The organism is Cribrihabitans neustonicus (assembly GCF_048820895.1).
Taxonomy (GTDB): domain Bacteria; phylum Pseudomonadota; class Alphaproteobacteria; order Rhodobacterales; family Rhodobacteraceae; genus Cribrihabitans_A; species Cribrihabitans_A neustonicus.
On record NZ_JBMERQ010000002.1, the window covers coordinates 109,455 to 133,504 of the forward strand.

The 24,050-nt window shown below is 65.8% G+C and carries 21 protein-coding genes; 6 read left to right on the top strand and 15 right to left on the bottom strand.

All coding sequences use genetic code 11. From position 1 onward, the window contains the following. The first annotated feature begins 57 nt into the window (after positions 1-57). On the top strand, positions 58-1,122 hold the full coding sequence (mutY, locus tag ACOHWE_RS05660) for an A/G-specific adenine glycosylase (RefSeq protein ID WP_420664839.1): 1,065 nt from the start codon (positions 58-60) through the stop codon (positions 1,120-1,122). Between the two features lie 72 nt (positions 1,123-1,194). Next, a complete protein-coding gene (locus ACOHWE_RS05665) occupies positions 1,195-2,328 on the top strand; it encodes an alkane 1-monooxygenase (RefSeq protein ID WP_420664840.1) in 1,134 nt (377 codons plus the stop codon). A gap of 4 nt (positions 2,329-2,332) precedes the next feature. Here ACOHWE_RS05665 and ACOHWE_RS05670 read toward each other — a convergent pair whose 3' ends face one another. The 4 genes from ACOHWE_RS05670 to ACOHWE_RS05685 all read right to left on the bottom strand — a co-directional run bounded on the left by ACOHWE_RS05670 (position 2,333) and on the right by ACOHWE_RS05685 (position 6,335). Further along, positions 2,333-3,718, bottom strand: coding sequence for an adenylate/guanylate cyclase domain-containing protein (locus tag ACOHWE_RS05670; protein ID WP_420664841.1), 1,386 nt, complete (start codon positions 3,716-3,718; stop codon positions 2,333-2,335). Between the two features lie 171 nt (positions 3,719-3,889). Beyond that, the gene (locus ACOHWE_RS05675) at positions 3,890-4,993 is read right to left on the bottom strand and encodes a site-specific DNA-methyltransferase (protein ID WP_420664842.1); all 1,104 of its coding nucleotides are present in this window, start codon (positions 4,991-4,993) and stop codon (positions 3,890-3,892) included. Positions 4,994-5,101: 108 nt separating this feature from the next. Beyond that, on the bottom strand, positions 5,102-5,719 hold the full coding sequence (locus ACOHWE_RS05680; protein ID WP_420664844.1) for a ribonuclease HII: 618 nt from the start codon (positions 5,717-5,719) through the stop codon (positions 5,102-5,104). Positions 5,720-5,843: 124 nt separating this feature from the next. After that, a complete protein-coding gene (locus tag ACOHWE_RS05685) occupies positions 5,844-6,335 on the bottom strand; it encodes a hypothetical protein (protein WP_420664845.1) in 492 nt (163 codons plus the stop codon). A gap of 168 nt (positions 6,336-6,503) precedes the next feature. On the opposite strand from ACOHWE_RS05685, the gene ACOHWE_RS05690 reads away from it, so the two are divergent. The 3 genes from ACOHWE_RS05690 (at position 6,504) to ACOHWE_RS05700 (ending at position 9,304) form a co-directional block, all read left to right on the top strand. Beyond that, positions 6,504-6,797: a hypothetical protein gene (locus ACOHWE_RS05690; RefSeq protein WP_420664846.1), complete on the top strand. Its 294-nt coding sequence runs from the start codon at positions 6,504-6,506 to the stop codon at positions 6,795-6,797. After that, positions 6,769-7,470 carry a winged helix-turn-helix domain-containing protein gene (locus ACOHWE_RS05695; RefSeq protein ID WP_420664847.1) on the top strand — a complete coding sequence of 234 codons (702 nt, stop codon included), beginning with the start codon at positions 6,769-6,771 and terminating at the stop codon, positions 7,468-7,470. Before ACOHWE_RS05690 ends, ACOHWE_RS05695 begins: the two co-directional genes overlap by 29 nt. A gap of 247 nt (positions 7,471-7,717) precedes the next feature. Then, on the top strand, positions 7,718-9,304 hold the full coding sequence (locus ACOHWE_RS05700) for a DUF427 domain-containing protein (protein ID WP_420664848.1): 1,587 nt from the start codon (positions 7,718-7,720) through the stop codon (positions 9,302-9,304). Positions 9,305-9,461: 157 nt separating this feature from the next. Here ACOHWE_RS05700 and ACOHWE_RS05705 read toward each other — a convergent pair whose 3' ends face one another. From ACOHWE_RS05705 to ACOHWE_RS05720, 4 genes are all read right to left on the bottom strand, one after another. After that, positions 9,462-10,496: an ACP S-malonyltransferase gene (locus tag ACOHWE_RS05705; RefSeq protein ID WP_420664850.1), complete on the bottom strand. Its 1,035-nt coding sequence runs from the start codon at positions 10,494-10,496 to the stop codon at positions 9,462-9,464. Continuing rightward, complete coding sequence (locus ACOHWE_RS05710; RefSeq protein ID WP_420664852.1) at positions 10,493-12,682, bottom strand: dehydrogenase E1 component subunit alpha/beta; 2,190 nt, start codon at positions 12,680-12,682, stop codon at positions 10,493-10,495. The genes ACOHWE_RS05705 and ACOHWE_RS05710 overlap by 4 nt, the downstream gene beginning before the upstream one ends. Before the next feature lie 172 nt (positions 12,683-12,854). Further along, the gene (gene gyrB, locus ACOHWE_RS05715) at positions 12,855-15,272 is read right to left on the bottom strand and encodes a DNA topoisomerase (ATP-hydrolyzing) subunit B (protein WP_420664853.1); all 2,418 of its coding nucleotides are present in this window, start codon (positions 15,270-15,272) and stop codon (positions 12,855-12,857) included. An 85-nt stretch (positions 15,273-15,357) separates the two neighbouring features. Beyond that, positions 15,358-15,966 (bottom strand): NAD(P)H-dependent oxidoreductase, encoded by a 609-nt coding sequence (locus ACOHWE_RS05720; protein ID WP_420664854.1) that lies wholly within the window; start codon positions 15,964-15,966, stop codon positions 15,358-15,360. A gap of 108 nt (positions 15,967-16,074) precedes the next feature. Between ACOHWE_RS05720 and ACOHWE_RS05725 the strand changes: the two genes are divergently transcribed. Further along, positions 16,075-16,680: a TetR/AcrR family transcriptional regulator gene (locus ACOHWE_RS05725; RefSeq protein ID WP_420664856.1), complete on the top strand. Its 606-nt coding sequence runs from the start codon at positions 16,075-16,077 to the stop codon at positions 16,678-16,680. Between the two features lie 7 nt (positions 16,681-16,687). Here the strand turns inward: ACOHWE_RS05725 and ACOHWE_RS05730 are convergent, their stop codons facing one another. From ACOHWE_RS05730 to mutM, 7 genes are all read right to left on the bottom strand, one after another. Further along, positions 16,688-17,308: a LysE family translocator gene (locus ACOHWE_RS05730; protein WP_420664858.1), complete on the bottom strand. Its 621-nt coding sequence runs from the start codon at positions 17,306-17,308 to the stop codon at positions 16,688-16,690. Continuing rightward, the gene (gene recF / locus ACOHWE_RS05735) at positions 17,305-18,402 is read right to left on the bottom strand and encodes a DNA replication/repair protein RecF (RefSeq protein ID WP_420664859.1); all 1,098 of its coding nucleotides are present in this window, start codon (positions 18,400-18,402) and stop codon (positions 17,305-17,307) included. The genes ACOHWE_RS05730 and recF overlap by 4 nt, the downstream gene beginning before the upstream one ends. Positions 18,403-18,466: 64 nt before the next feature. Beyond that, complete coding sequence (gene dnaN / locus ACOHWE_RS05740; protein ID WP_420664860.1) at positions 18,467-19,588, bottom strand: DNA polymerase III subunit beta; 1,122 nt, start codon at positions 19,586-19,588, stop codon at positions 18,467-18,469. Positions 19,589-19,861: 273 nt separating this feature from the next. Beyond that, entirely contained in the window at positions 19,862-21,283 is a 1,422-nt protein-coding gene (gene dnaA, locus ACOHWE_RS05745) for a chromosomal replication initiator protein DnaA (RefSeq protein WP_420664862.1), read from the bottom strand. Positions 21,284-21,836: 553 nt separating this feature from the next. Then, positions 21,837-22,100 carry a 30S ribosomal protein S20 gene (gene rpsT / locus ACOHWE_RS05750; RefSeq protein WP_420664864.1) on the bottom strand — a complete coding sequence of 88 codons (264 nt, stop codon included), beginning with the start codon at positions 22,098-22,100 and terminating at the stop codon, positions 21,837-21,839. A 251-nt stretch (positions 22,101-22,351) separates the two neighbouring features. Then, positions 22,352-23,128 carry an enoyl-CoA hydratase gene (locus ACOHWE_RS05755; RefSeq protein WP_420664865.1) on the bottom strand — a complete coding sequence of 259 codons (777 nt, stop codon included), beginning with the start codon at positions 23,126-23,128 and terminating at the stop codon, positions 22,352-22,354. A 63-nt stretch (positions 23,129-23,191) separates the two neighbouring features. Further along, positions 23,192-24,043: a bifunctional DNA-formamidopyrimidine glycosylase/DNA-(apurinic or apyrimidinic site) lyase gene (gene mutM, locus ACOHWE_RS05760; protein ID WP_420664867.1), complete on the bottom strand. Its 852-nt coding sequence runs from the start codon at positions 24,041-24,043 to the stop codon at positions 23,192-23,194. Positions 24,044-24,050 lie beyond the last annotated feature (7 nt).

A 24,050-nucleotide genomic window follows, 5' to 3' on the forward strand; every position in this document is an offset into this window, starting at 1 on the left:
TATTGTAAAGAGCCTCAATGCAGCTGCCAGCCCAACCGCCAGCCGGAAGGATAAAGAATGCGTGACCTGAACGACGGCCGGACCGGGCTGAGCGGAGACCTGCTCAGCTGGTACGATGCCCACGCCCGCGAAATGCCCTGGCGGGTGGGGCCGGCCGCGCGCGCGGCGGGCGTGCGCCCCGATCCCTACCGCATCTGGCTGAGCGAGGTGATGCTCCAGCAGACCACGGTGGCGGCGGTGCGCGAGTACTTCCAGCGCTTCACCGCACGCTGGCCCACCGTGGCAGATCTTGCCGCCGCCGAGGACGCCGAGGTGATGGGCGAATGGGCGGGGCTCGGCTATTACGCCCGCGCCCGCAACCTCTTGAAATGCGCGCGGGTTGTGGCAAACGAACTGGAGGGTGTCTTCCCCGATACCTACGACGGCCTGCTGGAGCTGCCCGGCATCGGGCCATACACCGCAGCCGCCATCGCCTCGATCGCCTTTGACCGGCCGGAATGCGTGCTTGACGGCAACGTGGAGCGGGTGATGACGCGGCTTTATGACATTCACGCGCCGCTGCCCGGGGTGAAGCCCGAGCTGAAGTCGCGAGCCGCGGCGCTCACTCCTTCGGTGCGGCCGGGCGACTACGCGCAGGCGGTGATGGACCTGGGCGCGACGATCTGCACGCCACGGAATCCGGCCTGCGGCATCTGCCCCTGGCGTGAGCCCTGCGCGGCGCGGGGGGCAGGAACTGCGGCGGAGCTGCCGAAAAAGACGCCGAAGAAGCCGAAACCTACGCGCACCGGAATCATCTACCTTGCGCGTTCGGCCGAGGGCGCCTGGCTGATGGAGCGGCGGCCGGAGAAGGGGCTGCTGGGCGGCATGCTGGGCTGGCCCGGCTCGGACTGGGGCGAGGCACCGGCGCCGAACCCGCCGTTTGCAGCCGATTGGCAGGATCTGGGTGCCGAGGTGCGCCACACCTTCACCCATTTCCACCTGATCCTGACTGTGATGACCGCCGAGCTGCCCGCGGATTACACCCCAGCCCCGGGGCAGGAGGTGATCGCGCGCCATGCCTTCAAGCCCTCGGACCTGCCGACGGTGATGCGCAAGGGCTTCGATCTGTGGCGCGGGCGCTGAAGCCTCTTGGGTTTTTCGCAGGCCTTGCCTAGGCTCGGCCCGAACGCGCGCAGAAATTCGGGAGACCTTGGCATGACTGCCTCCACCGCCCTGGCCCGCTGGCAAAACGTGCTGCCGTTCTGGATGTCCTTTCTGCTGCCGCCTTTGGTCTGGTATGCCGCAGCGGAGGGCGGCTGGGCGCTGCTGCTGCCGCCTCTGTTCACCTGGCAGCTGTTTGCCATGCTCGACAAGGTGCTGGGGCTGAACCTCGACAACGCTGATCCCGAGACGCCCGAGCAGGACCTGAGGTGGTACAAGCGGCTGACCGCGGCCTGGGTGCCCTTGCAGTTCGTGATGCTGTTTGCGCTGATCTGGTACGTGAGCGGTGCGGGGCACCTGAGCAGCCTGGAGAAGGTGGCGGTCTTCCTCGGCGTCGGCGTGGTGACCGGCACGATCGGCATTAACTACAGCCACGAGCTGATGCACCAGCCGAGCCGGGCCGAGCGCTGGCTGGCCGATATCCTGCTTGCCATGGTGCTCTACTCACACTTCCGCTCCGAGCACCTCCTGGTGCATCACCGCTATGTCGGCACCCCGCGCGATCCGGTGACGGCGCGCTACAACGAGGGCTTCCACCGCTACTACCCGCGGGTGCTGCGGCAATGCTGGCACTCCGCCTTCCGCGCTGAGGCAGAGAAGCTCGCCCGGAAGAACCGGCCCTGGACCGACCGCTCCAACCCGTTCTTCCGCTACTGGGGTCTGCAGGCGGCGATGCTTCTGCTGGCCTTTGCCCTGGGCGGGCTGACCGGTGTGCTGCTGTTCCTGGTTCAGGCGGGTGTCGCAGTCTGGCAGCTGGAGCTGGTGAACTACGTCGAGCACTACGGGCTGACCCGCAAGTATTTGGGTGATGGCCGCTATGAACCCGTTCAGCCGCGGCATTCCTGGAATGCGGCGCACAAGGCGTCGAACTGGCTGCTGATCAACCTGCAGCGCCATTCGGACCACCACTACAAGCCCAGCCGCCGCTTCCCGCTGCTGCAGAACCACACCGAGACGGAGGCCCCGCAGCTTCCCTACGGCTATCCGGTGATGACGGTGGCAGCGCTGATCCCGCCCTTGTGGCGGCGGGTGATGAACCCGCGGGTGCGGCGCTGGCGGCAGCAGTATTACCCCGAGATCACCGACTGGCACCCCTACAACAAGGCGCTGAACCCGGCGCCGCGCTGACGCCTCAGGACAGCGCCTGCACCGTCACCGGTTTCTCAAGCCCGCGCACCACCTGGTCCGGGTGCGCGGCGAAACCGTCGAGCAGCGCCGCGCCGTCATCGGCCTGCGCCGCGGCGTCGGCCAGGGGCTGGCTGATCACGATGCGGGCGTTCAGGGCGCGGGTCATCTTCTCCAGCCGCGCGGCGATGTTCACCGGCATCCCCAGCACCGCATATTCCAGCCGGTTGGCGCCGATGTCACCCAGCAGAGTCTCGCCGTAGTCGATGCCGATGCCTGCGCGCACAGGCTCCTCGCCGCGGCGGATACGGTCCTGGTTCCAGGCATCCAGCGCCGTCTGCATCGCCCGCGCGCAGGCCAGCGCATCGGCGGCGTCCCGCTCGCCTTCCAAAGGCGTGCCGAAGGTCGCCATCAGCCCGTCGCCCAGGTATTTGTCCAGCGTGCCGCCGTGCCGGAAGACCTCCGCCTCCATCAGCGCGTGGAATTCGCGCAGGAGCGCAATCACCTCGCGCGGGCGGCGTTCGGCGGTCATCCGCGTGAAGCCGATGATGTCGATGAACAGCACCGCGACCTGCTGGCTGCGCACCTGTTTCAGCGGCTCGTCATTCTGGGAGAGCTGCTCCACCACGTTGGGCGAGAAGTAGCGCGACAGGTTGGCGCGCTCCCGCGCAAGGCTCGCGTTGCTCATCAAGAGCCGGTCGAAACGGCGCACGGAAAAGCCCAGCGTCACCGCCACCAGCACAAAGACCACCGCCTCCTGGATCCGCAGCTCCACCACCAGATCGTAGGGATCGAGGAACCTCGACAGGTCCTCGCCAAGGCCGGTGGCGGCAATCTCGGCGTCGGAAAGCCCCGGACCGGGACCCACGATCCACCACACAAGCCCCAAGGTCCCGAGCCACATGATCGCGGTCCAGGTGCCGATCGCGATCACGGTGCGCCAGGAATAGGCCATCGTGCCGGCCGCGAGAATGACGAAGAAATACTGGAAATTGTCGAACCGGTAATACATCGCCACGGGAATGTCGCGGCTGTCGAAGGGGTTGGGCACGACCAGAGCAAAGGTCATGATGACAAGGTCCAGGAAGATCAGCAGCAGCTCCGCCCGCGACCTGCCGACCGTGCCGATCCGGCTGATGAACCACCCGTTCAGGCACAGGAGCGCGAGAATCCCGTGGTAGTAGATGACGCTCCACTTGGGGTTCAGGAAGGCGATGAAAACCGCGATGAGCGGCAGCGCGATCCAGCGGGCCCGTACAGCAAGCTGAAGCCCCCGCCGCTTGTGGGCCTCCAGAAGTGCGGCGGCATATCGGGTGTCACTTCCCTCCGCGGGCTTGGCCCCCGCCTTGTTGGCGGCGGCGGTCTGCGGGGGGGAGAGGGCAATGTCGGCCATCAGCTCATCCTTTCACTTGCGGTGCGGACCATAATGTCCGCAAGCGCAAAACGCAGGCCCTCGATTGCCGCTGAGACAAAAAACCCCGCCTGAACGGCGGGGCAAGGTGAGGCGCCCCGGCTTCCGCCGCGGGCGCCCATTGCAGGTTGGTGCAATCGGTTGTGTAGGGGATCAGGCCTGCATTTCGGCCCGGATCTGCTGGCGCAGCACGTCGATCGGCACGGTCTTGCCGTCGCGCTTGAAGCACCAGTAGGTCCAGCCGTTGCAGGAGGGCGCGTTTTCCAGATGCGCGCCGACCTGATGGATCGAGCCCTTGATGTTGGCGCCGATCAAAGTGCCGTCGGCGCGCACCTTGGCCTTGTGGCGCTGGTTCATCGAATAAAGTTCTTCGCCCGGGCGCAGCATACCGCGCTCAACCAGCTGGCCGAACGGCACTCGGGGCGCGGCGCGCTTGCTGGCGGAAACCTCCAGCGCCTCGCGGTCATATTTGCGCACTTCCCTGATGCGCTTCTCGGCGACCTTGCGGTAGGCTTCCTCGCGCTCGATGCCGATGAACTCGCGGCCCAGCATCTTCGCCACCGCGCCGGTAGTGCCGGTCCCGAAGAACGGGTCGAGCACCACGTCGCCCGGGTTGGTGGAGCCCACCAGAATGCGGTGCAGCAGCGATTCCGGCTTCTGGGTCGGGTGTGCCTTGTCGCCGTTTTCGTCCTTCAGGCGCTCGTGCCCGGTGCAGATCGGCAGCACCCAGTCGCTGCGCATCTGGATGCCCTCGTTCAGCGCCTTCAGCGCCTCGTAGTTGAAGGTGTACTTGGCGCCTTCCGACTTCGAGGCCCAGATCATCGTCTCATGCGCGTTGGTGAAGCGCTTGCCGCGGAAATTCGGCATCGGGTTCGACTTGCGCCAGATGACGTCGTTCAGAACCCAGTAGCCTTCGTCCTGCATCGCCGAGCCGACCCGGAAGATGTTGTGGTAGGAGCCGATCACCCAGATCGAGCCGTTCGGCTTCAACAGGCGGCGCGCTGCTTTCAGCCAGGCCCTGGTGAACTGGTCATAGACCGCGAAGCTGGAGAACTGGTCCCACTCGTCGTCCACCGCATCAACCTTGGAGTTGTCGGGGCGGTGCAGCTGGCCTTTCAGCTGCAGGTTGTACGGCGGATCTGCAAAGATCAGATCGACCGAATTGGCGGGGAGACTGTTCATAACCTCGATACAGTCGCCACCAAGAATCGCGTTTAAAGGGAGCGCAGCCGCGCCCTTTGCCATGGTTTTATTCATTTGCTCTGCCTCATAACCGCGGCGCATTTTTGCGCTCATTTGGTTGTCCACAGGATCGGCCATAGCGGAATCGAGGTCAATTTGTTTTTTGGAACAACACCCTGCGCTTCAGTCTTGATACAAGATGTTGTGGACGGGCTTGAAAGACCGCCTATGGTGAGGGGTCACTCCAATCTCACCTAGCGCCGCCTTGTGCTGTTTCGAGGGGTAGCCCGCGTTTTTCTCCCAGCCATATCCCGGGTACTGTTGCGCCAAATCCACCATCACCCGATCGCGGGCCAGCTTCGCCATCACCGAAGCAGCGGCGATGGAGAAAGAGCGGGCGTCGCCTTTGACCACCGCTTCGCAGGGCAGCGATAGCCCGCGCGGAATCAGATTGCCGTCGATCAGCAGGTAGTCCGGCTGCGGAGCGAGCGCCGCCACCGCACGTTCCATCGCCAGGTGCGAAGCGCGCAGGATATTAAGACCGTCGATTTCTTCGACACTGGCATGGGCGACGGCAAAGACGGCGCTTGCGGCGACTTCCTGCTCCAGCGCTTCGCGCCGTTTGAGACTTAGCTTCTTGGAATCATTGAGGCCTGGGGGTATGGCGGCTGGGTTTAAAATCACCGCCGCGGCCGTCACAGGCCCGGCCAAGGGGCCGCGGCCGACCTCGTCCACCCCCGCGACGCGCAGATAGCCGCGCTGCAGCGCGGCTTGTTCGAATGTGAAATCCGGTGTGCCCATTCCGCTCCTGCCTCTTCGCGCCCGACCAGCCCCCGTACAGCCCCCCGGCGGCCCCAAGCGGTTCTGGCACGCGGAGCGCGCCCCGGCAACAGGCCGGAATGGCCTGCTGCGGGAGCGCGCGGGCTCAGTGCTGCACCAAGCGGTAGCCGCGGTCACGCAGGCAATGCGGCTTGAAGGCTGACTTGTGCCGCTTGCCGTTCCAGAAGGTCACCCGGCAGGACTGGGGCAGCGAGTGGGCCTTGTAGCCGTAGTGACGGTCCAGGCAGCCCTGACCCACCAGCGCATGCCGGCTGCTGTAGGCGGGGAAGTGGCGCAGGCAGCGGGCCGGCAGGTCGTACTTGCGGAAGGTCTGTGGCAGCGGCTTGGGGTTGTAGTGATGGCCGCCGTGCCCATACTGAGGCTCTGCCGTATAGGCGCGTGAGACGCTATGGTGGTCATCCTTCCGGTCGTTGATAACGGCGCCGATGATTCCGAGCAGGGCGAGCCCCGCAAGCACTTTGGCGACATCCTCATTGGCGCGGGCGGGCGCCGCGGAGAAGCCGGTGATAGCGAGCGAGACGGCAAGGATCAGGGCAATGAATTTGCGGTGCGGTTTGGGGCGGGATGTCTGGGCCATGTCAAAGACCTTTCCGGTAATGCTTTTGGACGCATCAGAGCGCCGGATGTTTCCAGCCTGCGCCCTGCCCTGCGGGACAAGCAATATCGCGCCTCCGTTATCCGATATCACCCGCCCCAACCCCCTGCGGTTATTGAATTTCACCGCCGCCCACAGCAGGATGGCTGCATGAAACAGATCCTTGTCCCGGCCGCCGCACTGGCTGCCATCCTCACCCTCGCGGCCCCTGCCCAGGCCGCGAACTGCTACGCCGATTACAAGGCCAAGCAGGACAGCCCGCTGCGTCTGCATTACGGCGTGATCGAGCTCTCCGGTCCCTGCAAAAAGCAGGCCGCCAAGGCCGAGATCCAGGCCCGGATCGCGCCCGGCGGCTGGACCCTGCTGAACGTCCTGTCGGTTTTCGGACCCGAGGGGCTCGAACAGAGGAAGGCCAATGCCGGACCCTACTATCTCCGTTTCTGAGGCGCGCGCAGCGGGCGGCCGGGTGATCGCATTTGGCATCGCCGGCATTGTCGCGCTGCTGGCCGTCGCCGGTACACTGCTGATCCTGACCTTGCCCGACGGCAACGCCTTCAATGCCCGGGTGGAACGGCTGTTTGTCGAGAAGGATTTCACCACGCAGGGAGAGATCCGGCTCCTGGAGATTCTCGCGCAGTCCGGCACCGCCTTCTCCGACACGCTGGCGAGCTACCGGGTGATCATCTTTGTCCTGCTGGTCTTCGCCACCGCGATGATGGTGGCGGCGCTGTCGGTCCTTGGCATGCTGGTGATGCTGAACCGGCGCATGGCGCAGATCGAGCGCGCGGGCATCCAGGTCAACGAGCTGCTCCTCAGCCGCGAGGAAAACACGCTCTATCTCAACAACATGGGTTTCAAACTCACGCCCTCGGCGATGGAGACGCTTTCCGTGCTGGCCGAGGCGCGGCTGGACGGCGATGTCCTGTCGGGAGCCGAGATCGAGGCGGTGATCTCCGGCCGCGACGCCAGCGACTGCGAGGAGGCGGCGGGCGCGACGCGGATCAAGCGGCTGCGCGACACGCTCGGCAACCAGATGGTGAGCGAGCTTCTGGTGAAGAACATCGCCAAGCGCGGCTATGTGCTGGCGATCAGCAAGGACGTGATCCGCATGGTCTGACGTGCCGCGCCAGCCGGGCATGCATTTTGCAGGCGCTTCGCGCGCCTGGCAGGCCGCCCGGCTCCGTTTCGCTCACCATCCGGTGTGCCGGGGTGGACAAGCGCGCGTGCCGGGACACATAGTTTGAGGCCCGGCCGCACCTGCCGCGCCCGCTTCCGCCTGACCGGACGGGACGCCCTGCGGGCCAGACCGCTGCTGTGCCGCCAGCCCGCCGGGAAACATCGCGGCACCGGAAGGGACCCCGAAGATGGACGCAAGAACGCAGCCGCCACCGGCCGGATACGGCATCCTCATCGAACCACTGAAAGGCCGTGTCACCCTCCGCCGGGGGGACGTTCTCCTGGCCGAGAGTACCCGCGCCAAGGTGATGTACGAAACCCGCCTGCCCCCCGCGGTCTATTTCCCGCTCGAGGACGTGCAGGTACCGCTCTCCGGGCCGACCGGCCTGCAGACCTTCTGCCCCTTCAAGGGCACCGCCGGCTACCGCGACATCCTGCTGCCCGGCGAGCGGCTGGAAAACGGAGTCTGGTCCTATGACGACGCGCTGCCGGAATCGGCGGGAATTTCGGGCCACATCGCCTTCATGCCCGGCACCTACACCGATTTCGACCCCGGCCCGAACCGGGTGGAGATGCCGGATTATGGCAACATCTCCGGCCCGGTGATCGACTGGGTTCTGCGCGAGGCGGTGCTTCTGTCCTCTCCCGACGAGTTCACCGCGGCGCTGGCGGAGAAATTTGTGGAGCACGGCGTGCCGCTGTCCCGCCTCTCGGTCATGGTGTGGTCTCTGCACCCGCTGGTCGCGGGCAAGAACTTCATCTGGAGCCGCCAGACCGGCGAAGTCACCACCTATGCGCCCTCCTACGAAATCCACGACCACCCGGCCTACCGCGCCAGCCCGCTGCGACATGTCTCCAACGGGCTTGGCGGCGTGCGCCACCGGATCGGGCGCGGCCAGTCCGATGACGCATTCCCGATCCTTTCCGACCTGCGCAAGGAGGGCGCGACCGACTACGTGGCGATGCCCCTGCGCTTCTCCGACGGGCGCATTAACGTGCTCACGCTCACCAGCGACCGGCCGGATGGGTTTTCGACCTCGGACCTCGGGCTGATCTTCGAATGTTCCGGCGTGATCGCGCGCTACTACGAAGTCTTCATGCAGCGCGAGAATGCCCAGTCGCTGCTGGAAACCTACGTGGGCAAGCGCACCGGCGCGCGGGTGCTCGGCGGCGAAATCCGCCGCGGCGACGGCGACGAGATCGACGCGGCCATCATGTTCTGCGACCTGCGCGGCTCCACCCGGCTGGAGGAGGATCTGGGCCGGCAGGACTATATCGCGCTCCTCAACCAGTTTTTCGAGACCGCCTCAACCCTGGTGCATGAAAACGGCGGCGAGGTGCTGAAGTTCATCGGCGACGCTGTGCTGGCGGTGTTCCCGGCGGGCAGCGACCCGGACAAGGCCCGCGCCCAGGCGGTGGCCAGTGCCCGCGCCATCGTCAACCGGCTGGAGGAGCTGGCCGAGGAAGAAGCGGCGGAGGGCGGCGGGCACCGCTGCGAATGCGCGATCGGCATCGCTTACGGGCGGGTGACCTACGGCAACGTCGGCTCGCGCGAGCGGCTCGACTTCACGGTCATCGGCCAGGCCGCAAACGTGGCCGCGCGGCTCGGCGATTACGGAAAGTCGGCGGACCGGCCGATTGTAGTCAGCCAGGACGCGCTTGGCAGCCTGCCCGAGGCCGAGCCGCTGGGAGAGGTGCGGCTGCACAATGTCTCGCGGCCGGTGGTCTGTTACGCCATCGCCGCCGCGCCGCAGCCGCAGGCGGCGGCGGAATAGGCGCGTATCACGCCGCGGCCCGCGCCCGCACGGCCCGCAGGGCCGTGCCGCTCCCAAGGCTGCTTTGACCGCTTCTGTGATGCGGGCAACAGGCGCGGGAGCCTCCCCCTGCCCCGTACCTGCACGGTTTCACGGGAAACAGGCCCGGCCGGCAGGCTCAGCCGGTGACCCAGGCGCGCTGCTCCGGATCTCCCATCGAGATCAGCAATGGGTTCTCCGCCTGCCGCGCCTTGAAATCCGCCTTGCCCGCCAGCCCCTGCCAGCGCGCCTGCACCAGCGACTGCGCCACAGCGCCGCCCAGAGTGGTTCCCGGGCCGGTCACGATGAACAGGTCCGGCGCAAACTCATAGGCCGCGTTCTGCACCGCGCGGGTGAAGTCGTAGGTTTCCACCACCTGGTGGCCCAGTGTGTAGTCCCAGAGCGCCTCCCGGTCCGTGGCACCCGGCCACCAGATCTGCCCGCGGCCGTCGATCAGCGGCGCATCCGGCTGGGTGAACATCTCCGCCGCCAGCCGTCTGCGCCCCTCTGCCGCCACCGGCGCCTGCAGTGCGGTATGGAAGCCAGCGTGGTTCGCCAGCCGCATCGGGAAGCGCTGATCCACTACCGGCACCGCGGCCCCGAACGCGTCTAGCCCGGCCTCGTTGCCGCCCAGCACCAGCATGCCGCCCAGATCAATCGAGAGCGCCAGAGCGTGCCCCTCACGCGCATCGATTTCCGCCGCCAGCGCCAGCAGCTCTGCCTTGCGCGCGGGATCATTCTGCCAGTCCGGTCCGGTAAAGGGATAGACCAGCTGGCCGCCGATCAGCTGCTCCTGCATCAGCGTGCCCATGGTATTCACCACATTGAACCCGTCCGCCGCGCTCAGCGCACCCGCCGCAGCAAGCGCGATGTACCAGCCCATCGAGTTGCCGGTCACCGCAACCACTTCGATATCCTCCGCCAGCGACTGCGCATCCGCGAGCGACGCGGCATAGATCAGCGGCGAGGCAACATCCCCGCGCGAATACTTCGAGACCGAAAACCGGGTGGCGCCATCCAGCACCGTGACCTCTTCCTGTCCGGCGTCCCGCCGCTGCGCGTCAAAGCCCGCAAACAGCGCCGGCTTGCCCGCGTGGTGGCGGTGCAGGTAGCCGAGTTCGGCCTTGTTGTAGGTGCCCCGGCCGGGGCAGATCAGAACAGCGGTCCGGGTCATTTTTTGCCTCCAGCCAGCTTCAGCGCGGCCTCAACGATGCTGTCCTTCGATGGCAGCGTCGCACCATAGGCCGGCCCGGTTGCAATGAAGCAATCGCTGGCGGCGATCCGGGCCGTCGGGATATCGCTCCGCTCCGCAAACAGCGCCATCAGGGCTTCCGACTGGCTGCCGGTGATACGGCATTCGTCGACGATCAGCACGTTCTTGCAGCCTTTGACCGCCTCCAGCAGCGCCGCTTCCGGCAACGGCGCCAGCCAGCGCAGATCCACGATCCGGGCCTTCACGCCCTGCGCCGCAAGTTCGGCCTGCGCCTGGGTGGAGAGGTAGCGGCCGTTGCCATAGGTCACGATGGCGAGGTCGCTCCCATCCCCATGCACACCCACCTCGCCGAGGCCAATACGGCGGTCCGGCGAGGGGTAGCTCCGCATCCAGCCGCCATCCTTTTCGCCAAGGAGGTCGCGCATCGGGTAGAGCGCGATGGGCTCGACCAAAACCACCACCCGCTGCTCCTCCCGCGCCAGACGCACGCATTCGCGCAGCATCATCGCCGCCTCCGCCCCGTCCGAGGGGCAGGCAATCACCAGACCAGGAATATCCCGCAGCACCGCCAGCGAGTTGTCGTTGTGGAAATGCCCGCCAAAGCCCTTCTGGTAGCCTAGCCCGGCAATCCGCAGCACCATCGGGTTGGCGAACTGCCCGTTGGAGAAAAACGGCAAGGTCGCCGCCTCGCCGCGCAGCTGGTCCTCGGCGTTGTGCAGATATGCCAGGAACTGAATCTCCGGGACCGGCACGAAACCGTTGTGCCCCATGCCGATCGCGAGCCCCAGGATAGATTGCTCGTCCAGCAGCGTGTCGATCACCCGGTCCGGCCCGAAGCGCTGCTGCAGCTTCTGGGTAACGCCATAGACGCCGCCCTTGCGGCCTACGTCCTCGCCCATCAGAACGATTTCGCCATGCTCCAGCATCAGGTCGGTGAGCGCCCAGTTTATCAGCCGCGACATCGGCTGCGGCTCCGCCATCGCGCGCAGATCGCCACCAAAAGCCGCCGCGCGTGCGTCTTCGCTGGGTCCATTGGTGGCGGCGCAGGCGCGTTTCGGCGGGATCAAGCTGGCAGCCACGTCGTCTGCCGTCTGCAGATGCCGGCGGGTCACTGCCTCGGCCCGGATGCGCTCCACCCGGGCGCGGGTGCCGCGGTAGATCTTCAGCGCCTCCTCCGGCGCCATCACGCCCGCGTCGCGCATGAGCCGAACCGAATGCAGCAGCGGGTCATTGGCCTCGTCGGCTTCCACCTCGGATTTGCTCATGTAGGTGGTGGGCACGTCGGCGCCCGCGTGTCCGTAGAGCCGTACGGTGCGCAGGTGCAGGAAGGCGGGCTTGCGGCGGCGGCGCACGTAATCCGCCGCCTCCTGAGCCACCCGGTAGGTGTCGTAGATGTCAAGCCCATCGGCCTTGAAATACCTGATCCCCGGCCGCCCGGCCATCGACGCCTCGATCCAGCCCTTCGGTGTCTTCACCGAGATGCCGATGCCATTGTCCTCGCAGACAAACAGCAGCGGCAGCGGCGTCGACTGCACCGAGGTCCAGCCCGCCGTGTTGATCGCGCCCTGCGCGGTGGAGTGGTTGGCCGAGGCATCGCCGAAGGAGCACATCACGATGGCGTCCTCGGGCATCACCCGGTGCTCCGGCTTGTGGCGCTTCGCAGCACCGATGGAATAGGCCGCGCCCACCGCCTTGGGCAGATGCGAGGCAATGGTCGATGTCTGCGGCGGGATCATCAGCGCCTTGGAGCCCAAAACCTTATGCCGCCCGCCGGAGGTCGGATCCTCGCTGGAGCAGGCAAAGGACAACAGCATGTCCCAGGCGATGCGCTGGCCCGGCACCTGGTCGGCGCGGGCGATCTGGAAGGCGGCGTCGCGGTAATGCAGGAAGGCCATGTCCGAGGGCCGCAGCGCGCGGGCCACCGCCGCCATCCCCTCATGCCCGGAGGAGCCGATGGTATAAAACCCCTCCCCCGCCTTCTGCATCGCCCGGCTGGTGAGATCGAGCGCCCGGCTCAGCACTTGCGCGCGATAGACGGCCGCCGCACCCGGCGGCTCCAGCGGACCTGCGGGCGCGCGCCCTTCGGGAAAGACCTGGGCCGCCACCCGGTCCAGGAAGTTCTGGTGTACGATCTGGGCACGGTCCATAGGGACTCCTCGGCGTTGTTTTCAAACGCCTTTATCCCCGATCCGCGGGCCCAAGGCCAATACGGAAGCGTTCTGCGTCCATTCCGGTTTGGAATGCCACGCCCTACGCAGACATGAAAACGGCGCGCAGGAGCCTTGCGCGCCGTCTTCGAAACTGCCGGAGCGGCAGGGGTCAGAAGTCCAGGTTCTCCACGCTCAGCGCGTTTTTCTGGATGAACTCGCGGCGCGGTTCCACGACGTCGCCCATCAGCTTGGTGAACAGATCGTCGGCTTCCACCATGTCGTCGATGCGCACTTGCAGCAGCGTGCGGGCATCCGGGTCCAGCGTGGTCTCCCAGAGCTGGTCGGGGTTCATCTCGCCCAGGCCTTTGTAGCGCTGCAGGGTAAGGCCCTTCTCGCCTTCCTCCAGAATTGCCTTCAGCAGGCCCAGCGGCCCGTGGATCGCCTGTCGGCGGTCGCGGCGGACCAGTGTTGCCGTAGCGCCGTAGACGTCCTGCAGGCTCTTGGTGAAGCTGCCGGTCTTCCGCGCCTCGCCAGAGCGCAGCATCGGGCCGTCAAGTGTCCGCACCTCCTCCACGCCGCGCAGGATGCGGGCCAGGCGAATGCCGTGGTCCTGGGTAATCCGGCCGTGCCAGCCGCGCTCATACTCAAGCGCAATCTCATCCAGCCGCTTGGCCACCTGATCTGCAACGCCCTGCAGGTCGGCATCGACAGCACCCGGCACGAAGGCGCCGGCCACCGCGGCCTGCTCCAGGATGTGGCGCGGATAATGCGTCGGGAAGGCATCGAGCACGCGCTTCAGCTGGCGCGCCTCATCTACCACCCGGGCCAGATCCTGGCCGGTGATCTCCTCGCCGCTGCCGAGCTGCAGCACCGCGCCATCGACGCCCTGGTTGATCAGGTAATCGTCCAGAGCTGCCTGGTCCTTCAGGTAAACCTCGGACTTGCCGCGGGCGACCTTGTAGAGCGGCGGCTGCGCGATGTAGAGGTAGCCGCCCTCGATCAGTTCCGGCATCTGGCGGTAGAAAAAGGTCAGCAGCAGCGTGCGGATGTGGGCGCCGTCGACGTCGGCGTCGGTCATGATCACGATCTTGTGGTACCGCAGCTTGGAGATGTCGAACTCGTCCCGGCCGATGCCGGTGCCAAGCGCCATCACCAGGTTGCCGATCTCCTGGGAGGAGAGCATCCGGTCGAAGCGCGCGCGCTCCACGTTGAGGATCTTGCCGCGCAGGGGCAGGATCGCCTGGGTCATCCGGTCGCGCCCGGTCTGCGCCGAGCCGCCCGCCGAGTCACCCTCGACGAGGAAGAGTTCGGTCTTGGTTGCGTCCTTTTCGGAACAGTCCTTCAGCTTGCCCGCGAGGAAGTTCACGTCCATCGCGGTCTTGCGCCGGGTCAGCTCGCGGGCCTTGCGCGCCGCCTCGCGCGCCAGCGCCGCCTCGATGATCTTCCCGACGATCTGCTTGGCCTCGTTGGGATTTTCCTCGAACCACTCGGCGAGCTTCTCCCCCACCAGGCTCTCGACCACCGGGCGCACTTCGGAGGAGACCAGCTTGTCCTTGGTCTGGCTGGAGAATTTCGGATCCGGGACCTTAACCGACAACACGCAGGTCAGCCCCTCGCGGGCATCGTCGCCGGTGAAGGTGACTTTCTCCTTCTTGGCGATGCCGGAGGATTGGGCATAATTGTTGATGGTCCGGGTCAGCGCACCGCGGAAGCCCGCCACATGAGTGCCGCCATCGCGCTGCGGGATGTTGTTGGTGAAGGGCAGGACGGTTTCGTGGTAGCTGTCGTTCCACCACATGGCGATCTCGACGACGATGTCGTCCTTTTCGCCGATGATGTAGACCGGCGCATCCATTACCGGCGACTTGTGGCGGTCGAGGTATTTCACGAACTCCTTGACGCCGCCCTCGTAGAACAGCTCCACCTCCAGCCGTTCCGCCGGGCGCTCGTCGATCAGGATGATGCGCACGCCGGAATTGAGGAAGGCCAGCTCGCGCAGGCGTTTCTCCAGCGTCTCAAAAGAGAATTCGAGGTTCGAGAAGGTGTCCGTGGAGGCGAGGAAGCGCACCTCAGTGCCGGTGCGGCCTTCAGCGTCGCCCACCACGGTCAGATGCTCGGCGGTCTCGCCGCGCACGAACTTGGCGAAATGCTCCTTGCCGTTGCGCCAGATGCGAAGTTCCAGCCAGTCCGACAACGCGTTCACCACCGACACACCCACGCCGTGCAGGCCGCCGGAGACTTTATAGGAGTTCGAATCAAACTTACCGCCCGCGTGCAGCTGAGTCATGATGACCTCTGCCGCCGAGACGCCCTCTTCCTGGTGGATATCCACCGGGATGCCGCGGCCGTTGTCGCTGACCGAGACCGAATTGTCGGCGTGGATCTTCACTGTCACATGGTCGGCGTGGCCCGCCAGCGCCTCGTCGATGCCGTTGTCCACGACCTCATAAACCATATGGTGCAGGCCCGAGCCGTCATCGGTGTCCCCAATATACATGCCGGGGCGCTTGCGAACTGCCTCCAAGCCTTTGAGAACTTTGATGGAATCCGCGCCATATTCTGCGGGAGCCTGCTCGTTTCCGGACATTCGCATCTTCCTGTCTTTGCTTCAGGATTTTATACGGTCTCCGGGGGGGATTGTCACGCGCAACCCCCCTTTTTTCTTGGCAGATTCAGGCCGCTTTGGCGCCCAGGCCCGCCGCCCTTTGAAGCCAGCCCCCGACCGTCGCCGCGCCCGCGCCGGTGGCAGGCGCAAAGGAGGTGAAACGGGTCGGCCTGATGCCCACGAAACCGAGGATCTGGCGGCTGATGAAGGTCTTCACCGCGTTGCCGTAAAACAGTCTGAGCCACAGCGCCGGCGTGTCCGAGGTGAGCAGCACACGCGCAGTCTTGCCGGTCAGCATCGGCGCAGGGAGCCCCATAAAATTGGTATTGCGGGTGTCAAAGGCGCGGCCCGGCAGCAGCGCCCGGTCGAACACGCCTTTCAGCTTCGCAGGCACCGCCCCCCACCACAGCGGCGTCGCCAGAACCACGTGGTCGGCCCATTCCAGATCGGCAAGAAAGGCCGCAAGGTCAGGTTCCAGCGGCTTGGGGTTCTCGTAGCCGCTCTGACCATAGTCCATGTCGAACCGCATTTGCGATACGTCATGGCTGCGCACGGCGTGCCCCTTCGCCTCGGCCGCCTGCGCGTAAGCCGCGCAGAGCGATTTCGACAGCGAGCTTTCACCCGGGTGGCCGTTCAGGACGATGATCTTGCGGGCATGTGTTTTTCGGCGGGACATGGCTGGCTCCGTGAGTTAAATTGACCTCGGTCACTTTATTGAATCAAAAATGACCACGGTCAACTTATAAATTGACCATGGTCAATAACGGATACGTGAGGCACGGACATGACACGCGCACCGCAGAAACGGCGGCTGGAAACACGGGCCAGGCTGCTCGAGGCCGCGGCGGCCATCGTGAAGGAGCAGGGCTACTCCGGCTTGCGGGCCGAGGATGTGGCGGCGCGGGCAGGAGCTGCCAAGGGCACGCTGTTTGCCCATTTCGGCGACAAGGACGGCTTGCTTGCGGTGCTGATCGGGGCCGAGGTGACGCAGTTGCTCAAGGCGATGGAGGCCGCGGGCGTACCGGAAAGCATTGACGCGCTCATCCGCCGCCTGGCCCCGCATCTGGACTTCGTGGCGCAGGACCGGGTGATCTTCGACCTCCTCCTGCGCTACTCCGGCACCACCGCGGCCGAGGCCGATGCCGTGGTGGCGCAGAGCTTCCTGGGCCAGGTGACGCTGCTCACCGTCTGGCTGGAGGCGATGCAGGCCGCCGGAACCGTGCGCCGGGACCAGCCCGCCGTGCTATTGGCCGAAGGGGTCCAGGGGTTCCTCAACCACGTGCTGGCGCTGAGCTTTTGCCTCGCCCATGAGGACACGCCCGCGCCCGCCGCGGTGCTGGCGCCCTATCTCGAAGCCTGGCTCGCGCCGCCTGCCGGGGATACGCGCTAGAAACCGGTCAGAAGAAGGGGATTGCCAGCCCGACGCCGATCAGCAGCGCGCCGGAGATGAGGTTGATCCGCCGCAGGATGCGCGGCGAGGTGATCGCACGGCGGGCGTGGTGGACCATGCCCGCCAGCGCCAGGTTGCCCACGAGCGGCACAAGGAAGGACAGAACCACGATCGCCGCCACATCGTGCCAGCTGACGCCGCCCAGATCGAAGAAGCCGGGCAGCACCCCCATGTAGAACAGGATCGCCTTCGGGTTGCCGAGGATCGCCGCCACCCCGGCGATGAAGCCGGCCCAGATGCCGGGCCGGGTCAGGGCGCGGTTCTCCTGCACGCCGTCGCCCGCGTGGCGGATCAAGAGCCCGCCCATGCCGAGAAACATCGCGCAGGCAACCCAGCGCAGCACCGCCATCAGCCCGTCCACCTCGGAGACGATCCAGGACATGCCCGCCACCGCCACCAGCGGCCACAGGATGTCGCCGCAGGCCACCCCCACCGCCAGCGGCCAGGCGGCAGGAAACCCGCCCGAGACCGAGCGCGCCATCATCGCCAGCCACACCGGCCCCGGCGTCAGGAACAGGATGAACAGCGCGCCCGCATAAAGCGCCAGATCCCAAGGCGTGACCGTCATGCCTCATGCACCTCCGAGAGCCCGTCCGTCTCGCGCACTTCCAGCATCTGGGCGCGCCCGCCCAGCCCGGCAAAAAGCTCCGGCCCGGTGCCAGTCATCCAGGCCTGCGCCCCAAGCGCGCAGATCTCGTCATAAAGTGCTGCGCGGCGGCCCGCATCCAGATGCGCAGCCACCTCATCGAGCAGCAGCATCGGCGGCGCGCCCTCGCGTTCGGCCAGCGCCCGCGCATTGGCGAGGATCAGCGACACCAGAAGCGCCTTCTGCTCGCCGGTGGAGCAATCCTTGGCCGCGATGCCCTTGGCGCGGTAGGTGCCGATCAGATCGGTGCGGTGCGGCCCGGTGAGCGTGCGGCCCGCCGCCATGTCGCGGAAGCGGCTCTCGGCCAGCACCTCGCGGAACCCCTCTTCGCTCATTGGCATGCTGCCCTCGGACTGGATCAGCTCCAGCTCGGCTGCGGGAAAGGCGGTCTCCGCCCCGGCCTGCGCCATCTGCAGCAGCTCCACCGCCTGCACCCGGGCGGCATGGACCCGGTGGCCGGCCTCCGCCATGCGGCCCTCCAGCACCTTGTACCAGGCGGGATCGCGGACCTGGTCCTTCAGCAGCCGGTTGCGCTCGCGCATCGCCTTCTCATAGGCAAGCGAGGCCTCGGCATGTCCCGGCTCGAAGCTGAGCGCGATCCGGTCAAGGAAGCGGCGGCGCCCCTCCGCCGCCTCGATCCACAGCCGGTCCATCGCCGGGATCAGCCAGACCACCCGCGCGATCTGCCCCAGCGCCACCTGGCTGGCCGCCTTGTTGTCGATCCGCACCTGCCGCGCGCTGCCGCCTTCGGACCAAGTTTCCACCTCGTAGGCCTGCGAGGGTGCGCGCAGCTCGCCCCTCAGCTTCCAGCCCAGCGTGCCGGGCTGGCGCGCCATCTCCGCCGCGCTGGCCCGGCGCAAGCCGCGGCCGGGCGAGAACAGCGAGACTGCCTCCAGAATATTGGTCTTGCCCGCGCCATTGGCGCCGTGGATGGCTACCGGACGCCCGTCCAAACGCAATTCCGCCCGCAGATGCGAGCGGAAATGGGACATGGTCAAGGCAGTCAGGGCCAGCACGCGGCGCGCTCCCTATTTCATCTTTCAAAAAATACTCGCGCCGCAGGCCGCGCCGTCAGGCGCGTCAGACCCGCATCGGCATCACGACGTAGACGGCGCTGTCGTCGTTACCTTCGCGCATCAGGGTCGGATCGCCCGAGGAGTTGAACATGAAGACTGCATTCTCGCGGTCGACCTGGCTGGCGATCTCCAGGAGGTACTTGGCGTTGAAACCGATCTCCAGCCGCTCGTCGCTGTAGGCCACCGCCAGTTCCTCCTCGGCGGCGCCGCTGTCGGGCGCATTAACCGAGAGCACTAGCCGGTCGTCTTCCAGCTGCAGCTTGACCGCGCGCGAGCGCTCCGAAGACACGGTCGCCACCCGGTCCACCGCCTGGGCGAACTCGGCGGCATCCACCTCAAGGCGGCGGGTGTTGCCGGCCGGGATCACGCGGGTGTAGTCGGGGAAGGTGCCGTCGATCACCTTGGACGTCAGGGTGATGTTCGGGGTGGCAAAGCGCACTTTGGTTTCCGAGACCGAGACCGCGATGTCCATGTCGTCGTCGTCCAGCAGCTTGCGCAGCTCGCCCACGGTTTTGCGCGGCACGATCACGCCGGGCATGTCCTCGGCGCCCACCGGCAGGCCCGCATCGATCCGGGCCAGGCGGTGGCCGTCGGTGGCGACACAGCGCAGCGCCTTGCCGCCCTCGGCGGCGTCGGTCACATGCATGTAGACGCCGTTCAGGTAGTAGCGGGTCTCCTCGGTCGAGATGGCGAATTTCGACTTATCGAAGAGCCGCCGCAGCACCGCCGCCTTGGCCGCGAAGTTGGAATGGTACTCGGCCGAGGCCATCACCGGGAAGTCTTCGCGCGGCAGCGTCGCCAGCGAGAAGTTCGACCGGCCCGCCTCTACCGTCAGACGGCCCGTCGCGGCATCGGCGGTGAGATTTACCAGAGCGCCGTCGGGCAGCTTTCGGACGATCTCATGCAGGGTGGTGGCGGCGACGGTGGTGGCACCGGCGCGCTCGACCTGAGCCGGAGCGCGATCCACCACCTCGATGTCAAGATCAGTGGCGCGGAACTGGACGCTGTCGCCCTCAGCCTCGATCAGCACATTCGCCAGGATCGGAATGGTATTGCGGCGCTCGACCACAGACTGGGCCTGAGACACAGCCTTGAGAAGCGTGCCGCGTTCGATGCTGATCTTCATATCCGATGTCCTCTTCGTCTGGCCGCCGTCACCTGCCGGGACAAGCAACCTATCTGTTCGCCCCTGTCATACAAGGCTTTTTATGGATTTCTCCAAAGGAATTCCGGCAGCGTCAAGGCCCTCCGGCCAGGCGCGGGGCGAAACACCCGCAAACGTTGCGCAAGGGCACGGGGCGGACCGGCAGACCGGCGGAGTGCGAAACGCGAAACGGCCCCGCAGTGCAGGGCCGTCTTTGCAAACCGGTTTGTGAGGCCGGGTGCGGAGCGGAGGCGCTCAGGCCTCCAGTGACCGGCGCAGCATCTCGACATCCTCGGCGATCTGGCCGTCGGTCATTTTCAGCTCTTCGATCCGCTTCACCCCGTGCATCACCGTAGTGTGGTCGCGCCCGCCAAAACGGCGGCCGATCTCGGGCAGCGAGCGGCTGGTCAGCTGCTTGCAGAGATACATCGCCACCTGCCGCGGCCGGGCGTAGGAGCGCAGGCGCTTGGGGCCGATGATGTCGGACATGCGGATGTTGTAGTACTCCGACACCTTGCGCTGGATCTCCTCGACGGTGATCTTGCGCTCGGAGGCGCGCAGCACGTCCGCCAGGCAGTCCTGGGTCAGGTCCATGTCGATCTCACGGCCCACAAGCGAGGCGAAAGCAAACAGCCGGGTCAGCGCGCCTTCGAGCACGCGCACGTTGGTCGAAATCCGGTGCGCCAGAAACTCCAGCACCCCATCGGCGATTTGCAGCTCGGGGTAGGTTTCCCGCTGCTGCTGCACCTTGGTCTGCAGGATACCCAGACGCAGCTCGTAGTCGGTCGGATGCAGGTCCACCACCAGGCCGCACTGCAGGCGGGATTTCACCCGGTCCTCCAGGTCCTTGATCTCGCCGGGGGCGCGGTCGGCGGAAATGATAATCTGCTTATTCTGGTCGACCAGCGCGTTAAAGGTATGGAAGAACTCCTCCTGGGTGGAATCCTTTCCGGCGATGAATTGCACGTCATCCACCATCAGCACATCGACTGATCGGAACAGGTGCTTGAAGTCCATCATCTTGCGCTCGCGCAGAGCCTGCACGAAGCGGTACATGAACTGCTCCGCCGACAGATACAGCACGTTCAGCGACGGGTTTTTCTCCTTCAGCTCCCAGGCGATGGCGTGCATCAGGTGGGTCTTACCCAGGCCCACGCCGCCATAGAGCACCAGCGGGTTGAAGGTCACCGGGCCGCCTTCGGCGACGCGGCGCGCAGCGGCATGGGCGAGCTCGTTCGGCTTGCCGACGACAAAGCTGTCAAAGGTGAAGCGCGGGTCGAGCGGCGCCGCCTGCAGCGCCTCCAGCGTTTCCTTGGCCGCTGCCGCAACCGAGCCCTGGCCCTGCCCGTAGACCGGGGCCGGATCGATCACCTGCGCCGTGGCGGGGGCGGAGCCCGCCTCCGCAGCGGCCGCCGCCGGGGTCCGTGCCGGGCTGTTGGCGGCGACCTTGAAAGACAAGCGCTGCACCGGTTCACCTGCCATGTTCAGCTCATGCAGGATCAGGTCGGCAAAGTTCTGGCTCACATAGTTTCCCATGAAATTCGTCGGCACATGGAAGACGGCCACACCGCCCTCCACCGAGTCGAATTCCAGGGGTTCGATCCAGGTTGTGAAATTGTTCTGCCCGACAGTCTTCAGCAGCCGCGTTCTCAGCTGCCCCCATTTCTCTTCAGTCATCCTGTGCCTCACGCATCCCCAAAAGCGGCGGCCTTATACCCCGGCCATTCGTGTCCCTTACCCCCCCAAGCAGCTGGGGGTGGCGTTCACGCACAGGGATATTGTGTGCGAACCAGTGGCCTGGCCGCAGTGCCCGAGGGCTCTTCGTCCGGTCAGCAACACCCCGCACCCCGCCTGGATGGCGGTGCTGATGACACAAACCTTTGCACACATATTGGACAGGGCTGCCGACCAAAAAACGGCACAGCAGCAGCCTCCGGACAGCACAGGAAAAACACACATACCTGCCTGTTCCGGACGACCTGGCAACCTTGATGTCCGTCAAGATTACCGCGAGCAGCCTGTCCCCCCAGCGAGTGAATCGCTAAAGACGTAGTAGCAATTCGGGAGGGGAAGCGGCAACGAAACTATGATGTTGACTCTGGCTTTGGCCGCAAAGAATCTCCCAGCCCAGCAAGGCGATCGCAGGGGTTTGCCCAAAAAACAAGGCGCTGCAAACTGCAGCGCCTTTCGACGTTTTTTCGGGCTCCGGAGCGGCCCGGGTGGCGTGGCTTCAGCCCAGCGCTTTGACGCGGGCGGCCAGGCGGGAGATTTTCCGGGATGCGGTGTTTTTGTGATACACCCCTTTGGTGACGCCGCGCATCAGCTCGGGCTGAGCCGCACGCAGGGCCGCGGCTGCGGCCTCCTTATCGCCGGATTCGATAGCCTCCTCGACCTTGCGCAGGTAGGTGCGGATGCGCGAACGGCGGGCTTTGTTGACGGCGTAGCGCTTCTCGTTCTGACGGGCGCGCTTCTTTGCCTGGGGCGTGTTTGCCATGGTGTCGGACCTTGTCTCGGGTTCTGTTTCTATCGGACGCAATGCCAGCCAGCCCCGGATCGGAACACCGGTGTGATTCTAGCCTGAGCGGGCTGCACGCGCATGTATGAGGGCGGCTTCTATCCAAATCGGGCCCGGGGCGCAAGGGCCGCTGCCGTCCCCGGAAAGCAAAACGGCGGGCCTGCCTGCCCGCCGTCCCGTTCATGCTGCCGCGGTGCCGGGGCTGCCTCCCCCGCCGCCGTGGCACAGTGTTACTTGTCCCGGAACTGCGCTTCGCGCTTTTCCAGGAAGGCGGCCATGCCTTCTTTCTGGTCTTCGGTCGCAAACATCGAGTGGAATACCCGGCGTTCGAACAAAAGGCCTTCATTCAGCGGCAGCTCGTAAGAGCGGTTCACCGATTCCTTCACCGCCATCGCGGTCAGCAGCGATTTCTCGGCAATCTTCTGCGCCGCCGCAGTGGCTTCCTCGATCAGCTTCTTGGCCGGTACCACGCGCGACACCAGGCCCGCGCGCTCGGCTTCCTCGGCGTTCATGAAACGGCCGGTCAGGTTCATGTCCATCGACTTGGACTTGCCGACGAAACGGGTCAGGCGCTGGGTGCCGCCGATGCCGGCCACAACGCCCAGGTTGATCTCCGGCTGGCCGAACTTGGCGGTGTCGGCGGCGATGATGAAATCGCACAGCATCGCCAGCTCGCAGCCGCCGCCCAGCGCATAGCCCGCCACTGCCGCGATGACCGGCTTGCGGATCGCGGAGATGCGGTCGTTGGCATCGGCGAACAGGTTGGTGGTGAAGACGTCGGTGAAGCTCATCTCCGACATCTCCTTGATGTCGGCGCCGGCGGCAAAGGCCTTCTCCGAGCCGGTCAGCACAATGCAGCGCACCTTGTCGCTGGCATCCGCCTCTTCCAGGGCTGCGCACAGCTCCCCGAGGAGTTCTTGGTTGAGCGCGTTCAACGCTTCAGGGCGGTTCAGTTTAATGAGGCAAACGTGGTCCTGCACATCGACGTTGATCGTCTCGTAGGCCATGATTTCTCTTTCGGTTGTTCCGTTCAGATTCGAGTCCTTACCAAATGGGGACGTCCGATCAAGTTATCTTTGGCACTTTACACAGTAGAAGCTTGAACGCCCCGACTGGGTGATTCTGGAGATGATTCCACCGCACTCCGGCCGCCGGCAGGGCGCTCCCTCGCGCCCGTAGACATCGAAACTGTGCTGGAAATACCCAAGTTCGCCAGAGGCTTGCCTGAAATCCTTGAGCGAGGAGCCGCCCGCGCGGATGGCATCCTGCAAGACCTCCCGGATGATCGGCACCAGCGCCGCCACCCGCCGCGGGGCAATCTGCCCGGCTTTGCGCCGCGGCGAGATGCCGGCCCGGAACAGGGCTTCGCAGACATAGATGTTACCGAGTCCGGCGATGATTCCCTGATCGAGTAATGCCGATTTCACCGGCGTGTTGCGCCCCCTGAAGGCGGCGATCAGGTGCTCTTCGTTGAAGCCGTTGCCCAGCGGCTCCGGCCCCAGAACCGCCAGCAGCTTGTGAGTTTCCGCCGTGGCGGTCTGCATCAGGTCCATCGCCCCGAAGCGGCGCGGATCGTTAAAGGTGACGCGGGCACCGTTGTCCATGTCGAGCACCACGTGATCGTGCTTTTCAGCTTGCGGATGCTCATGCGTGAACTGACCAAGCGGGTCGCCGGAGACCGTCATCCGCCCGGACATGCCCAGATGGATCAGCAGCGTCTCCCCGGTGTCGAGATCGGCAAGGATGTATTTCGACCGCCGCCGGAGCGCCTTCACCCGCGCGCCGGTCAGCCGCTCGGCCATGCGCTCGGGGAAGGGCCAGCGCAGATCGGGCCGGTTCACCGCGGCGCGGGCGATCACAGCACCTTCCATCGCCGGCGCCAAACCGCGCTTCACCGTCTCGACCTCGGGCAGTTCAGGCATTACATCG

What these genes read in the sequence shown, in the direction of transcription:
- ACOHWE_RS05665 (WP_420664840.1), top strand. Translation starts at nt 1,195, where the DNA reads ATGACTGCCTCCACCGCCCTGGCCCGCTGGCAAAACGTGCTGCCGTTC.
- mutY (WP_420664839.1), top strand. Translation starts at nt 58, where the DNA reads ATGCGTGACCTGAACGACGGCCGGACCGGGCTGAGCGGAGACCTGCTC.
- ACOHWE_RS05700 (WP_420664848.1), top strand. Translation starts at nt 7,718, where the DNA reads ATGGACGCAAGAACGCAGCCGCCACCGGCCGGATACGGCATCCTCATC.
- ACOHWE_RS05680 (WP_420664844.1), bottom strand. Translation starts at nt 5,719, where the DNA reads ATGGGCACACCGGATTTCACATTCGAACAAGCCGCGCTGCAGCGCGGC.
- ACOHWE_RS05725 (WP_420664856.1), top strand. Translation starts at nt 16,075, where the DNA reads ATGACACGCGCACCGCAGAAACGGCGGCTGGAAACACGGGCCAGGCTG.
- ACOHWE_RS05675 (WP_420664842.1), bottom strand. Translation starts at nt 4,993, where the DNA reads ATGAATAAAACCATGGCAAAGGGCGCGGCTGCGCTCCCTTTAAACGCG.
- dnaN (WP_420664860.1), bottom strand. Translation starts at nt 19,588, where the DNA reads ATGAAGATCAGCATCGAACGCGGCACGCTTCTCAAGGCTGTGTCTCAG.
- ACOHWE_RS05695 (WP_420664847.1), top strand. Translation starts at nt 6,769, where the DNA reads ATGCCGGACCCTACTATCTCCGTTTCTGAGGCGCGCGCAGCGGGCGGC.
- mutM (WP_420664867.1), bottom strand. Translation starts at nt 24,043, where the DNA reads ATGCCTGAACTGCCCGAGGTCGAGACGGTGAAGCGCGGTTTGGCGCCG.
- ACOHWE_RS05690 (WP_420664846.1), top strand. Translation starts at nt 6,504, where the DNA reads ATGAAACAGATCCTTGTCCCGGCCGCCGCACTGGCTGCCATCCTCACC.
- ACOHWE_RS05670 (WP_420664841.1), bottom strand. Translation starts at nt 3,718, where the DNA reads ATGGCCGACATTGCCCTCTCCCCCCCGCAGACCGCCGCCGCCAACAAG.
- ACOHWE_RS05685 (WP_420664845.1), bottom strand. Translation starts at nt 6,335, where the DNA reads ATGGCCCAGACATCCCGCCCCAAACCGCACCGCAAATTCATTGCCCTG.
- gyrB (WP_420664853.1), bottom strand. Translation starts at nt 15,272, where the DNA reads ATGTCCGGAAACGAGCAGGCTCCCGCAGAATATGGCGCGGATTCCATC.
- ACOHWE_RS05705 (WP_420664850.1), bottom strand. Translation starts at nt 10,496, where the DNA reads ATGACCCGGACCGCTGTTCTGATCTGCCCCGGCCGGGGCACCTACAAC.
- rpsT (WP_420664864.1), bottom strand. Translation starts at nt 22,100, where the DNA reads ATGGCAAACACGCCCCAGGCAAAGAAGCGCGCCCGTCAGAACGAGAAG.
- ACOHWE_RS05730 (WP_420664858.1), bottom strand. Translation starts at nt 17,308, where the DNA reads ATGACGGTCACGCCTTGGGATCTGGCGCTTTATGCGGGCGCGCTGTTC.
- ACOHWE_RS05720 (WP_420664854.1), bottom strand. Translation starts at nt 15,966, where the DNA reads ATGTCCCGCCGAAAAACACATGCCCGCAAGATCATCGTCCTGAACGGC.
- ACOHWE_RS05710 (WP_420664852.1), bottom strand. Translation starts at nt 12,682, where the DNA reads ATGGACCGTGCCCAGATCGTACACCAGAACTTCCTGGACCGGGTGGCG.
- ACOHWE_RS05755 (WP_420664865.1), bottom strand. Translation starts at nt 23,128, where the DNA reads ATGGCCTACGAGACGATCAACGTCGATGTGCAGGACCACGTTTGCCTC.
- dnaA (WP_420664862.1), bottom strand. Translation starts at nt 21,283, where the DNA reads ATGACTGAAGAGAAATGGGGGCAGCTGAGAACGCGGCTGCTGAAGACT.